The organism is Shewanella inventionis (assembly GCF_019931735.1).
Classification (GTDB): Bacteria; Pseudomonadota; Gammaproteobacteria; order Enterobacterales; family Shewanellaceae; genus Shewanella; species Shewanella inventionis.
Map to the genome: position 1 here is coordinate 2,435,272 of NZ_CP082926.1, position 13,826 is coordinate 2,449,097.

Sequence of the window (13,826 nt, forward strand, 5' to 3'; positions counted from 1 at the left end):
CCTTGAGCATCTAACATTCCACATCTAGTATTCTATAGCCAGTAGCATCTAACACTGAGCATTTGATACATTTTAGCCAGCATTCAATCGTCACCCCTAATACCAGTATCTCGATTTTCTTGGCAACGACGTTGTTTTTTCCATTTATAATTGTGTTACTCACTCATAAGGCTATTGGACAGGTTAACTGACTAGTTTGCTTTATTGAGGGCTTTAGCAACTGCAACGTTCGATCGTTCAATTAACCACTTTACTTCCCCGGAGTTATTGAGCCTAGAAGAGATGTTTTCTACCCGCAAAAATGTTATCAACTTGTTTTTTTACTTGTCATTTTTGAGTGATAAATGAACTCTTAGCCGCATAGTGTGTGAAAATTGATGTATTAATACACGTTTTTTTGGCGTTGATTACCTCTTAAGTAAACTGTTTTCAGTATTTATTGACATGTTTTGAATAAAAATAAGCGTATAGAATACGTTATAGTCTATTTGTGAATAAATAATCATTCACTATTTATGTTAAATTTTCTGCTATTTTAGTTCAAAACAAAATATTTAACTTAATTTACAAAAATAATGATAGATACAGGTTATGAACTTTTGTTTTTATATTGTTAACTATGTTTTCTCTTTGTTTCTTTGCTGGTTTTTTATTGTGCTTTATTGGTTTTTTATTTGCGTTTGTTTTTTGATTTTAATATTACACAAAAATAACATAATGCGCCAAGCTCTTTATAAGTTGCTGTTTATGTTCATTTTCTTTAATTCGTTTTTAAAGTCAAATTAAAAGTTTGATTTACACAACTTTGCAAAGTTGCTTGTATCCCTCCCTTGTTGACGAAAGGTTTTTTATTTCTTAATAATGTTTTTAGTAATTGGCAAGGCCGATTGCTGCTCATTAAAAATATAACAATTTGATTTATTTATTTTAAGAATAGGGAGTTTTTTCATGAGTTCAGTCACATTAACTGCTAAAGCTATTCGTCGCAGTTTATTAAATGTAGCAGCAACAAGTGTCGCGACCACTGGGTTATTTTCTTCAGCGGTCATGGCGGCCGATAAGCAAAAAGTGGAGCGTATAGAAGTCACGGGTTCACGTATTCAACGTCAAGATATGGAAACAGCTTCTCCAGTAACCGTTATTTCTGCTGAAGCGATCCGTGCTGAAGGTTTCACTTCTGTTGATGAATTGCTTCAAGCTCAAACATCTATGGCTGGTGCAGCTTTAGGTTCAAGCTCAAATAATGGTTCAGATGGTGTCGCACAAGTTGATTTACGCGGCATGGGTTCGCAACGTACGTTAGTGTTATTAAACGGCCGTCGTATGGTTAACTCTGGTTCTGGTGCTGATAGTTCTGTGGATTTAAACTCTATTCCTGTGGCAATGATTGCACGCGTTGAGATTTTAAAAGATGGTGCTTCAGCGGTATATGGCTCAGATGCGATTGCAGGTGTAGTTAATATTATCACCAAAAAAGATTTCGATGGTTTCCAATTAGATTTTAACGGTAGTACCTCAAGCGAAAGTGATGGTGAAACTGGAGAATTGAGCGGTTTATATGGTTTTAACACCGATGGCGGCAACTATACCTTTGGCGTGGCCTATTCAAAGCGTGAAAGCGTGATCCAATCAGACCGTGATTGGACTGAACCAGGTTACAGTTCATATATTCCGACAGGTTCGCTTGATGGTATGGTGCAAAATGAAGCGGGTGAATGGGAAGCTCGTTCAACAGGTTATGACTATACAACGAGCAGTTATTATCAAACACCAAATGAGCGATACAGTTTATTCGCCAACATGGTACAAGAGCTAGATAACAACATGGTATTAACTGCTGATGCGCTTTATACCAAGCGTAAATCTAATCAGCAAATGGCGCCGCAACCGGCTTCTGTCATGCTAGATGTGTGTGAAACAGATTCTGACAGCTCATGTGTCACGTTAACCGATGCAATGACTGATGCGGGTATTGCTGCTGATGATACTGGCCGTGTTGAATATCGTCGTCGTATTGCTGATGCCGGCCCACGTATTTACGAGCAAGATACGGATACTTTCCGTATTTCAGCAGGGCTTGCAGGTGAGTTGGATATCAATAACGGTATGAATTGGGATCTCGCTTATACCTATGGTAAAAATAAAGCGGATTCAACCGTTAAAAACTCCATCAATGCCACCAATCTTTCTGAATCAATTTATGCAAACCAAGATGCATGGTTTAGTGGTGATGCATTAACAGACAGTATTGTTGATGACATAAGTTATACAGATAATGCCGATGGCGGTAACGAACAAAATGTCTTTTCTGCTGGTTTAAATGGCGATTTATTTGACGTAAGTGCGGGTGCCGTTGCCTTTGCAATAGGTGCTGAATACCGTTACGAAAGCGGATATTACAATCCAGATTCTGTTACAGTAGCCGGTGAAGGTACTGCGGCTCAACAAGATCCAACAAGTGGTAATTACAATGTTTTCTCTGTTTTTGAAGAGGTAAGTGTTCCTTTTACAGATAAATTAACCGGTGAGTTTGCTCTTCGTTATGACGATTACTCAACATTCGGTAAAGCGTCAACATGGAAAGTTGGCTTAACCTATGAAGCAACAGATGATTTAATGCTTCGTGGTGTAGCGGCCACAGGGTTCCGTGCTCCTAGTATTAGTGAGCTTTACGGTGGTGATACAGGATCTTACGATTACCTAGAAGATCCATGGGGTAATGAGCAAGACTCGCAAATATTAGTTCGTTATACATCAGACGACGACTTAGAGGCTGAAGAGTCGGACTCTTACACCGCCGGTGTTGTTTACTCGCCAAGTTATGTCGAGGGTTTGTCGTTAACGGTTGATTACTGGCGCTTTAAGGTAAAAAATGCAATTACTCGCTTGGATGTTCAAGCCGGTCTAGATGCTTGTTATGCTGACGCCGCATCAGATTCTTGTGAAATATTTAACATAGGAACTAACGGTGACTTAACAAACTTGACTAGCTCTCTAACCAACGTAGGTAGTCAAGACACCAGCGGTATAGACTTGAATCTTGCATACAGTTTCAGTGCGTTATCGTTGGATTGGAAAATCAATAATGATACCACCTACTTACTGAATTTTGAGCAAGAAGGTATAGACTACACCAATATCATTGATGGTAACTTTGGTGCATATGCTGAAGTGCGTAACAACTTTAATATTCAAGCGGGTATTGATGATTGGAGTGTTATTTACTCGAACCGCTACATTGGTGAAATGGAAGACTTAGGCACGGGTGATGATGTAGATGCAGTGCTTTATCACAATATTGCGGGAACTTATCATGTCTCTGACATGGTAACGCTTAGCGCTGGAATTAAAAACATCACAGATGAAGAACCATCAGACGTATCAAATGGTAGCGATGGTGGTACGGTGCCTGAAGTGTACGACACCATTGGTCGCCAATACTACGGCGGTGTGAGCGTTAAGTTTTAATAGTTGCAACAATAATCAATGCTAATAGGTACTATTGGCATATTAAAAAGCCTACTGAAATGTAGGCTTTTTTGTATCTGTATTAAGTCGAACGATAGATTTTTAATGATAGATTTTTAATGATTCAACCTAAGTTCTAACCTATGTTCATTTAAATATTTTTGCTGGCAGGAACTGCATCGTTGTTCGGTTGGATCGGTATTTAACCTAGTTGATTCAATATCCATTTCGCAATCAGAACATAGTCCATATAGGCCTAAATCGAGTTGGCATAATGCGGCATCTAGCTTCATCAGTTGTGTAAATAAATCGGTATCGGCTAATTTCACTTGTGATAAAAAATCGATAACATCCCCCAATGACGCGTTATTTGCCAGCTGGCTCGCATCGGGAGATATATCTTTAATAATCAGAAATAACTCGTGCCTCAACTTGAGTTCAAGTTGCTGTAATTTTTGCTGTATGTCCTGATAATTGTGCAACTGGATTAACCTTAACTGATAATGCCACTAGAAATTCTATTCTAAGCACAAAAAAAGAGTAGGTTATGACGAAGATCAATTCTGAGGTAGATTTTTGTACTCAGGCCCAAATGATTCAGCCTGAGTCAATGTTGTGATTATCGCAATGGCTTGCTAGCTTAACGATTGATGTGTTTGCTGCAGCACTTTGACTATCTCTTCAGTGGTTTTATAGATCCTTAACTCTCGGAACAATGCATCCGCTTCGGGATATTGACGATTTAGGTAACTAAACCACTGTTTTATCCGTGAAGGATAATAATCGGATTTACGGCCATTGAGCTCTTTTTCTGTGTACGCCATTAATAATGTGAGTGTTTGCAGCCAGGTATAAGGTGCAGCCCCCGTTTTTATTGTGTCACCTAGATTAGGTAATGATATGGCGCCGCGGCCAATCATCACACTGTCGCATCCCGTGACATCCATACATCGTTTTGCATCCGCGGCATTCCAGATTTCACCATTTGCGATAACAGGTATAGGCAAGCGCTTACGTACTTCAGTGATGTATTCCCAGTATGCTGGCGGTTTATAGCCGTCGGTTTTACTGCGGGCATGAATGGCGAGCTCAGATGCGCCGGCTTCATAAACCGCCAGAGCATTTTCCATGAACAATGATTTGTCTTCGTAGCCTAGTCGGATTTTGGCTGTAACAGGTTGATGGCTGGGCACCGCCTCACGCATGGCTTTGACAATGTTGTAAATATTGTCGGGGTATTGAAGTAAAACCGCACCGCCTTTACTTTTATTAACCGTTTTAGCAGGGCAGCCAAAATTAGCATCTACACCATTTGAGCCTAATTCAATCGCCCGGATTGCATTTTGTGCCATCCACTCAGGTTCTTGGCCAAGTAATTGGACACGCACAGGCGTACCGGAAGGGGTTAATCCATTATTGAGCAGTTCTGGACACAATTTGTAAAAGACTTTTTCCGGTAATAACTGGTTTACGACTCGTACAAATTCAGTAACAACTAAATCAAACGGATTGATGGCTGATAAAATATCACGCATATGGTCATCAACCACACCTTCCATTGGAGCTAAAATAACGCGCACGGTACACCTTACTGAAGAAAAAAGTGCGTCATTTTACCGTGTTTATTGGTTGATAACAGCATTAACCTTAATTATCTCAATGTGTATGCGGAACTTAATAGTTAACTTTATATTAATCATAGGCATAAAAAATATCTATTCGTTTAGTCCTATTATTATCCCGCTTCAAGTGGTGTAACCTTTGTGCTATTTTGTGTGTTCCTAGCAAGTTTATTTATTACCAAAAGTGAGTTTTTTCACAAATTGTCAATTTTTTTGCAATAAAGTTCATCTACTACAGGTCTCTTTAAGCAAGCCGGCAATGATGTTGGTCAACAATACATAATCAAAACACGAGGAAGACAATAATTATGAACTCTATCAAACAAACTACTGTAGCTGTTGCGTTAGGTGCTGTTGTAATGACTGCTGGTTTTACTGCTGATGTACAAGCTAACCCATTTGGATTCGAACAATTAACCGCTGGCTATCAATTAGAGGGTGGTGAAGGTAAATGCGGTGAAGGTAAATGTGGCGGCGACATGAAAAAGTCTGCTGAAAAAGCTGCTGAAGGTAAATGCGGTGAAGGCAAATGTGGCGGCGACATGAAAAAGTCTGCTGAGAAAGCCGCTGAAGGTAAATGCGGTGAAGGCAAATGCGGCGGCGACATGATGAAGTCTGCTGAGAAAGCCGCTGAAGGTAAATGCGGTGAAGGCAAATGCGGCGGCGACATGAAAAAGTCAGCTGAAAAAGCCAAAGAAGGTAAATGTGGTGAAGGTAAGTGTGGCGGTCAGAAGTAATAAGCATTGGATAATGTTCATGCTTTTTTGACACAATTAAGGCCTGGGTTTCAGGCCTTATTTTTACCTTGTTTTTATGGTTAAGGATGCACTATGTCTAGTTTTCAATATTCTCCATCAACTCAAGCGAGTGTAGGCTTAGGTTTACGTCGCGAAATGCTGGATGAATTTTGCCAACAGGTGCCATCTGCCATCGATTTTTTTGAAGTGGCACCAGAAAACTGGATGACCTTAGGCGGTAAATTTGCGCGTCAATTTTCGCAGCTAACCCAAGAGCACCGGTTTTTTTGTCATGGATTATCTTTATCCATAGGCAGTCCTGAAGCATTAGATACTCAGTTTGTCAAAAATATTAAAGGGTTTCTTGATGCGCATAAGATTGATATTTATTCAGAGCATCTAAGCTACTGTTCCGGTAAAGGGCATATGTACGATTTAATGCCAATCCCCTTTACCGACGATGCGGTGATCCACACTGCAAAACGCATTAAGCAAGTTGAAGACATACTTGAACGCCCATTTATTTTAGAGAATGTGTCCTTTTATGCGGCGCCCGGTGCACAAATGAGCGAGCAAGAGTTTGTTAATGCTGTGCTGCAAGAGGCTGATTGCAAATTGCTGCTCGATGTGAATAACATCTACGTTAATGCTATTAACCATCAGTATGATGCAAATGATTTTTTAGCAGCCATGCCAACCGATCGCATTGCTTATTTACATATTGCAGGGCATTACCAAGAAGATGTCGATTTGATGGTTGATACCCACGGTGCAGATGTTATTGACCCTGTATGGTCTTTATTACAGCAATGTTATCAATTGCATGGGGTTCACCCAACGTTACTTGAGCGTGATTTTAATATTCCTAAAACAGAAGTTCTCCTAAATGAAATCAATCAAATTCATCAATATCAACAACTTGCCTTAGAGCATTCGTCTGCATTGAGAAAAACATGATGAACTTTATTAAGTTGCAACAACAATTTATGGATTATATTCGCGATCCCAGTTTACCCCTTCCTGAAGGGATTGAACCGAGGCGGATGAAGGTGTATCGGGAGTTATTTTTTAATAATATTTCAGGGTTTGTATCCAGTGCATTTCCGGTTTTAAAAACCCTATATAGTGAAGAACAATGGCAAGCATTGATCCAGCAGTTTTTTGTTACCCATGACTGCAAAACGCCCATTTTTGTTGAAATTGCTGGGGAATTCTTGGCTTTTTTACAACATGAGTACACTCAATCAGAGCATGATCCTGTTTTTATGCTGCAATTGGCTCATTATGAGTGGTTAGAACTGTGCGCTGCTGTGGCACCAGATACACCAAAATCTCGACTTATTACCACTGATGAATTCAGTGACGTTCGTTTGGGTTTGGCTACTCATGCAAAAATTGCTCAATACTCGTTTGATGTTCAACATATCAGTGTTGACTACCAACCCATAGAACCGACCCAAGAAGCCCATTTCTTTTGCGTGTACCGCAACGTTGACGACGAAGTTGCATTTTTAAAGCTCACGCCATTAAGTGCCCAAGTACTTGCTTATATTGAGCAAATGGCTCATTTGAAACAAGGTGTGTTGCTCGAAGATATTATCGTCTGGTTAGGTGAGCTTTATCCGCAAATGGCTGCACAAACATTACAGTCTGGCTGTGTTCCATTAATACAACAGCTCAGCCAAAAGGGGATTATCATTTCATTGGCAGACAAATAATAGTCTTAATAAAATTAAGGTTTTTATTTTAGTAATATATGTCTAGAATGAGCCACTTTTTGTGATCTGCTTCACGCAAAATGACCGTATTAATGACCAGTGTTAAGCTGATTATCACATGTAAATTTTGTTAGCAGTGACACCCACGACAAATTTCAATCTAGGAAATATCATGAGTCAGCCGTTTAAAGACCCGTTTAACATTGTTTATTTTATTGGTTTTATTTTGGTTTTATTAATTCCTACATTACCCGCAAGCCTTTCGTGGTTAAAAGTGACTGGATTAATTTAACGATTAATTCAGATTAATTTGTCAAAATATTGCCTTACTAAACCACTCTGATAGAGTGGTTTTTTGTTTTCGGCAAGGGTGGTTATGGCGTTAAAACGTGGTTTTTTCCTTATTATTGGCTTGTGCAGTTTGGTATTAGGTTTAATTGGCATAGCCTTGCCATTATTGCCTACCGTGCCATTTATCTTACTGTCTGCTTTTTGCTTTGCTCGTTCAAATGACCGCTTGCACAATTGGTTGGTCACACACCCCTGGTTTGCAGAGGGGATTGACCAGTGGCAATCTAAACGCGCATTAAGCCGACCTTTAAAACGAAAAGCCATGATAATGAGCACGTTGAGTTTTGGCATTAGCATTATTATAGTGCCGCTGATGTGGGTTAAGATCATGTTGATATGCATGATGTTAGTTTTGCTCTTTTTTCTGTGGCGGATCCCAGAGTTAGAATAATAAATCGCCATTTTATGTATGACGGTTGCAACTGAACCTAAACGGGCATAAGATCGCAGCAGAATTTTTATTAGAGTCCACCAATGACGTGGACTTTTTTATTGCGTAATCACTTTAAACAGAGTTAATTCATTATGATGAACCAAGACAGTTTAGCGCTTATCAAAAACAGCATTAAAACCATTCCTGATTATCCAAAGCCAGGCATTATGTTTCGTGATGTCACGAGTTTGTTGGAAAGTGCTGAAGCCTATAAAGCGACAATCGCAATTTTAGTCGCCCATTACCAATCAAAAGGGTTTACTAAAGTGGTTGGTACTGAAGCCCGTGGCTTTTTATTTGGTGCACCATTAGCACTTGAACTTGGTGTGGGATTTGTTCCTGTGCGTAAGCCTGGCAAATTACCGCGTGAAACCATTAGCCAAACCTATGAGTTGGAATACGGTAAAGATACGCTAGAAATACATACAGATGCCATTAACGCGAACGATAAAGTGTTGGTTATTGATGATCTGCTTGCCACTGGTGGCACCATTGAAGCAACCGTTAAGCTGATCCGCCAATTAGGTGGTGAAGTAGCACATGCCGCATTTGTGATTTCATTACCTGAAATTGGTGGTGAAAAGCGTTTACAAGATTTAGGCATTGAAGTATTAAGTTTGTGTGAGTTTGAAGGCGAATAGCTTTTTTAATAACTGCTAATTAATTAGGCAGTTAACTCAATGCACATACATCAAAAGCCAGTGCAACAATAGCATGCCAGCCTCTGGCATGTTATTGTTATCCCTCAAATGGGATTGACTCCCGATAGCTCTGTGTGGGGAATTTCATGTCTTATCAAGTGCTCGCCCGCAAATGGCGACCTGCAAAATTTGAACAAATGGTTGGTCAGTCCCATGTATTAATGGCACTGACAAATGCATTAAGCCAACAACGTCTTCATCATGCGTATTTATTTACCGGCACCCGTGGGGTAGGCAAAACCAGTTTGGCGCGGCTATTTGCCAAAGGCCTTAACTGCGAGACGGGCGTTACTGCCAATCCCTGTGGTGAATGTTCAAGTTGTGTTGAGATTGCCCAAGGGCGTTTTGTCGATTTAATCGAAGTTGATGCAGCGTCGCGTACCAAAGTTGACGATACCCGTGAGTTACTTGATAACGTGCAATATCGTCCTTCTCGTGGTCGTTTTAAGGTATACCTCATTGACGAAGTTCACATGCTGTCACGCAGCAGTTTTAATGCATTATTAAAAACCTTAGAAGAGCCTCCTGAGCACGTAAAGTTTTTATTGGCGACAACAGACCCACATAAGCTACCGGTAACGGTATTGTCTCGCTGTTTGCAATTTAATTTAAAAAGTTTAACGCAACAACAAATTAGCCAGCAACTTGAGTATGTTATTACTCAGGAGCAATTGCCATTTGAGCCGCAAGCGTTAAATGTGTTGGCTAAAGCTGCTAATGGCAGTATGCGTGATGCGTTAAGTTTAACCGATCAAGCTATTGCTTTTGGTAGTGGTCAGGTAATGCTTGAACAAGTGCAAACCATGCTCGGTAGCATAGATGAGCAGCACGTTATCGCGTTATTAAAAACACTTTGTGATGCAGATGTGGGCCCCTTAATGCAAATGGTGGCAAAAGTACTCGCTTTTGGTGCTGATGCTGAAGAAGTGCTTCGCAGTTTATTAGAATTATTACATCAAATTACCCTAACTCAATTTGCGCCTGCCGCTGCTCAACAGTCTCTGTTTAGCGAGCAAATTACAGCCTTTGCACAGCAATTATCTCCCGAGCAAGTGCAGCTGTATTATCAAATGTTATTAAATGGCCGTAAAGATTTAGCCTATGCACCAGATCCTAAATCAGGGCTTGAGATGGCATTATTGCGCGCAGTGGCCTTTACTCCTGAAAAACAAGTAAAAAGATGGGTCAGTAATACAGCCGCAACTATAGACTTAACGCCATCAAAAGAGGTCACAGATACAAGCCCAAAGCCTAATACTGCAGAGCCTGCAACTGATGAGCCCTCACAGACAGACTCTACAGTGTTAACGGTTAATCCTACAGATAAAACCTCTGACGCTCTCAGCGATACCAGCAAAGATGACGCTGATGTGAACAATGATAGCTCCCATGGGCTCAGTTCATTACCAGATCCCAGCCCCATAGTTGCTGACTCAGTGGATGATGAGCTTGATGATTGTGATGAGGCATTGGTCGCTGAGCAGCAGGTGGTATTGAGCCAAGCGGCGAGCTTTGGTTTTAATCGTTTTGCGCAGGGGCAAGCACAACAACATAAAACTGATACGCCAACAGTCGTTGTAAATCATGATAGCAGTGAAGCTAACCCCACTGACTCACCAATGAGTGCGAGTAGCGACACTGATTATCAACAAGATGGTTTTTCAGCTGATGTGGATGGCTACTCTTTCAGTGATTATCAACAAGATGATGATTATCAACCTTCTGATCATGATGACTACGTGGCATTCTCAGCTCAGCATGAGTCTTATCAGGCGGACTCACCGGTAGATTATTCAACAAGCCATTCACAAAATCAGGCGTTATTAGACACACAGCCTCATACTGAGTCAAAGGCTGCACAAGCCAAAATGACATCAGAGTCAGGGGATGCGTTAGACTTTTTAAATGTGGTTTTAGCCACACGCGATTCATTAATTAAAGATCTTGGCGCGCTACAGCAAAAAGAGGCAGAGGCTGCAAAAGCGCCTGTTACAATAAAATCAACGAAAATACCTAATGCAGCTAAACCAACTGCAACAGTAGATACGCCTAACATGGGTAACTCAAGTGCAAAAGCGCCTGATGCAGTTGTTGATGAATGTGAGACATTGCAAGATACAAACTCACATCGCCCCGAGTTAGCCGACACATTGGCCGATGACGACGCAGAAGTTAGTCATAGCCTTGGCAGTGATCATTACGACAGGCCGCCTTGGGTTAAGCCTGGGGCAGGTGAGCAAGTCACGCCTTTTACAGATGCCGTTTTGCCTGCTGAGATCCTATCTCAGGAGCTAAACTCAACATCAAATACCACTATCACCTCTCAGATCATCGATGTAGACAGTGCAAAAGCCGCTGAATTACCGAGTAATCAAAAGGCAGTTGTTACATCAGCAACGCCTTCGGTTTTTAAGCCTCATCGTATCGAAGGTCATGAACTGGATTTACATTGGTATAAAGTGATGACGAATGTATCAGTTGGTGGGCGTGTCAGGCAGTTAGGGGTGAACGCAGTGTGTCAGGGGCAAAGTAATTCCTTAATACTCGTGTTAAAGCCTGATCAAAAACATCTATCTGCGCCACAGGCAATTGATCAATTACAAGTAGCCTTGACCGATTACCTACAGCAACCCATTGAAGTTAAGATTGAAATTGGCGTTGTTGCTCAGCGTGAAACCCCTTTAGAATTGCGCAAAAGGTTTCATCGTGAATTGATCGCTCAAGCTGAGCAATCCATTTTACAAGATGATAATACTCAGTGGATGATCCAACGATTATCTGCACAGTTAGACAGTGATAGTATTGAATATCCCCCAGAGCAATTGGCACAAATTGCCGAGGATATTGCTCAAATCAGTGTTCAATAGTTATTTGAATCGGTAATTTAGCTTGAAATGAACATATCTTCATCTCAAAAATGCATAGCTTAGATTGCCAATCGATTTTATTTCAGTAAGATTAGCGCCACTATGGCGACTTGCTAGCAACCTTAATTAGAGAGAGACGACTATGTTTGGTGGAAAAGGCGGTATGGGCAATTTAATGAAACAAGCCCAAATGATGCAAGACAAAATGGCAAAAATGCAAGAAGAGATTGCACGCACAGAAATGACGGGTGAAGCGGGTGCTGGCTTGGTTAAAGTAACCATGACAGGTAACCACAGTGTGCGTAAAGTTGAAATCGATCCAAGCTTAATGGATGACGACAAAGAAATGCTAGAAGATTTAATTGCAGCAGCATGTAATGATGCTGCCCGTCGTTTAGAAGAAAATCAAAAAGCGAAAATGGCTGAAGTGACTGGCGGTATGCAATTACCACCAGGAATGAAAATGCCGTTTTAATCGTTGTTTTGAACAATACCTAAAAAAGCTCAAGCATAAATGCTTGAGCTTTTTTGTTATGCGTCTGAGTCAGCCGTGTCCAATAGGGCATAACCTTGGGCTTGGTAATCATTAATGCATTGTTGAAATTTGTTTTCGAGTTTGATTTCATCAAAAAAGCCTAAGGCATACGAGTCGCATTTCACTTTCATTTTTTGATCGTTTATCAAAATGGCTTCTTTTTTCAATTCTGCAAATCCATTGCATAAGCTATGTCCACAAACTTGAGGTTAATAAAATAACCCAGCGCCACAGCGACAATGATAATAATCAGTTTTTTCATAATTCGTCCTTAATATTGTTAATGATCCTATTAGTCATTCAGTGAGCGCTTACTGTTCAATGTAGTATGTTGCACTATCACTGGATATAAAATGAGCAAGCCCTGTTCCAAATATAAAACCACATTAAATCATTAGTTTAATGGTGTTTGTTACAACGTCGGTGGTTTAGTTAAGCGAGTATATGGTTAATCTGACCAATTATTATGCTAAATGTGTCACATGTCTTAGCCTTTGTTGCCGCTATTTGTGATCAAGCTTCACTAGTCAATTTAAAGTATCTAATCCTTAACTATAAGTTAAAAATATTTGACATCTCGTGATGATGACTTATGATAAGAAAAGTTAAAAATTTTATACATAAAGTAATCTGAGGTTAACATGAGTAATAAACAGAAATGGATCCAATGGTTACAGGAAACCAGCTTTAGAGAATTGACGTTATCGGTCGATTTTTTAGTGACAGGCTACATTGGTTACTTGTATGTAAACGCATTGGTCAATGCTAGCCCTGAGCAATTAGCTTCTATAGAGTGGCTTTCAAGCTTATTGCTGCAAATTGTTATCTATTCCATCGTGTTGATGGTCATCAGTTACATTGTACTGGCATTTATTAGCGACGATGAGCTATCTCGACCGATGGACGTGCGAGAAAAGCAAATTAATTTGGTCGGTTATAAATACAGTGCCATCATTTTACAAGTTGGGGTGATTTTAGCGTTAGTTCAATATAATATCGCCGCCCAAGGTGTTGAGTTTATGCAATCGAATGTGCCGCATTTACCACTACATATTTTAGTGGGTGCATTCTTATTGGCCGAGTTGGCGCATTACGGTGTGCAGTTGTATAAGGGGCGAACAGGAGACATTTATGGGTGATCTTGCTGACGATAAACTGGGAATTTCAAACTCCATCCGTACCTTACGTTTTTTACATAATGAAATGACCCAAAAGCAATTGGCCGACAAAATCGGAGTGACTAGGCAAACTGTGATGGCGATTGAGTCGAACAAATATTCTCCCACACTTGAGGTGGCATTTAAAATTGCTGAAGTGTTTGATTTACCACTCGATCAAGTCTTTACATATCGTTCTGGTAAATAAGGTTACACGGTAAAGTGTGTCATAATAAT

Annotated in this window: 13 protein-coding genes; 10 read left to right on the plus strand and 3 right to left on the minus strand. The window is 40.3% G+C overall.

Features of this window, described 5'->3' with window-relative positions; all coding sequences use genetic code 11:
* Positions 1 to 948: 948 nt before the first annotated feature.
* A complete protein-coding gene (locus K8B83_RS10860; RefSeq protein ID WP_188737589.1) occupies positions 949 to 3,468 on the plus strand; it encodes a TonB-dependent receptor plug domain-containing protein in 2,520 nt (839 codons plus the stop codon).
* A gap of 116 nt (positions 3,469 to 3,584) precedes the next feature.
* On the opposite strand, the gene K8B83_RS10865 is transcribed toward K8B83_RS10860, so the two are convergent.
* Both K8B83_RS10865 and dusC read right to left on the minus strand, forming a co-directional pair.
* Positions 3,585 to 3,950 (minus strand): TraR/DksA C4-type zinc finger protein, encoded by a 366-nt coding sequence (locus K8B83_RS10865; protein WP_223417168.1) that lies wholly within the window; start codon positions 3,948 to 3,950, stop codon positions 3,585 to 3,587.
* A gap of 153 nt (positions 3,951 to 4,103) precedes the next feature.
* A complete protein-coding gene (dusC, locus tag K8B83_RS10870; protein ID WP_188737591.1) occupies positions 4,104 to 5,048 on the minus strand; it encodes a tRNA dihydrouridine(16) synthase DusC in 945 nt (314 codons plus the stop codon).
* A gap of 350 nt (positions 5,049 to 5,398) precedes the next feature.
* Here dusC and K8B83_RS10875 point away from each other — a divergent pair, with 350 nt between their 5' ends.
* The 7 genes from K8B83_RS10875 (at position 5,399) to K8B83_RS10905 (ending at position 12,372) form a co-directional block, all read left to right on the plus strand.
* Positions 5,399 to 5,827, plus strand: a complete 429-nt coding sequence (locus tag K8B83_RS10875) for an HvfA family oxazolone/thioamide-modified RiPP metallophore (protein WP_188737594.1) — start codon at positions 5,399 to 5,401, stop codon at positions 5,825 to 5,827.
* A gap of 93 nt (positions 5,828 to 5,920) precedes the next feature.
* Positions 5,921 to 6,784: an HvfB family MNIO-type RiPP peptide maturase gene (locus K8B83_RS10880; RefSeq protein WP_188737596.1), complete on the plus strand. Its 864-nt coding sequence runs from the start codon at positions 5,921 to 5,923 to the stop codon at positions 6,782 to 6,784.
* A complete protein-coding gene (locus K8B83_RS10885) occupies positions 6,784 to 7,545 on the plus strand; it encodes an HvfC family RiPP maturation protein (protein ID WP_188737657.1) in 762 nt (253 codons plus the stop codon). Before K8B83_RS10880 ends, K8B83_RS10885 begins: the two co-directional genes overlap by 1 nt.
* 376 nt (positions 7,546 to 7,921) lie before the next feature.
* A complete protein-coding gene (locus K8B83_RS10890; protein WP_188737598.1) occupies positions 7,922 to 8,287 on the plus strand; it encodes a YbaN family protein in 366 nt (121 codons plus the stop codon).
* Positions 8,288 to 8,418: 131 nt separating this feature from the next.
* Positions 8,419 to 8,970, plus strand: a complete 552-nt coding sequence (gene apt / locus K8B83_RS10895) for an adenine phosphoribosyltransferase (RefSeq protein ID WP_188737660.1) — start codon at positions 8,419 to 8,421, stop codon at positions 8,968 to 8,970.
* Positions 8,971 to 9,116: 146 nt separating this feature from the next.
* Positions 9,117 to 11,897 carry a DNA polymerase III subunit gamma/tau gene (gene dnaX / locus K8B83_RS10900; RefSeq protein ID WP_188737600.1) on the plus strand — a complete coding sequence of 927 codons (2,781 nt, stop codon included), beginning with the start codon at positions 9,117 to 9,119 and terminating at the stop codon, positions 11,895 to 11,897.
* A gap of 142 nt (positions 11,898 to 12,039) precedes the next feature.
* A complete protein-coding gene (locus K8B83_RS10905; protein WP_188737603.1) occupies positions 12,040 to 12,372 on the plus strand; it encodes a YbaB/EbfC family nucleoid-associated protein in 333 nt (110 codons plus the stop codon).
* 56 nt (positions 12,373 to 12,428) lie between these two features.
* Here the strand turns inward: K8B83_RS10905 and K8B83_RS10910 are convergent, their stop codons facing one another.
* On the minus strand, positions 12,429 to 12,599 hold the full coding sequence (locus K8B83_RS10910; protein ID WP_188737606.1) for a hypothetical protein: 171 nt from the start codon (positions 12,597 to 12,599) through the stop codon (positions 12,429 to 12,431).
* A gap of 474 nt (positions 12,600 to 13,073) precedes the next feature.
* Between K8B83_RS10910 and K8B83_RS10915 the strand changes: the two genes are divergently transcribed.
* A complete protein-coding gene (locus tag K8B83_RS10915) occupies positions 13,074 to 13,571 on the plus strand; it encodes a hypothetical protein (protein WP_188737608.1) in 498 nt (165 codons plus the stop codon).
* Positions 13,564 to 13,797 (plus strand): helix-turn-helix transcriptional regulator, encoded by a 234-nt coding sequence (locus tag K8B83_RS10920; RefSeq protein WP_188737610.1) that lies wholly within the window; start codon positions 13,564 to 13,566, stop codon positions 13,795 to 13,797. The genes K8B83_RS10915 and K8B83_RS10920 overlap by 8 nt, the downstream gene beginning before the upstream one ends.
* Positions 13,798 to 13,826 lie beyond the last annotated feature (29 nt).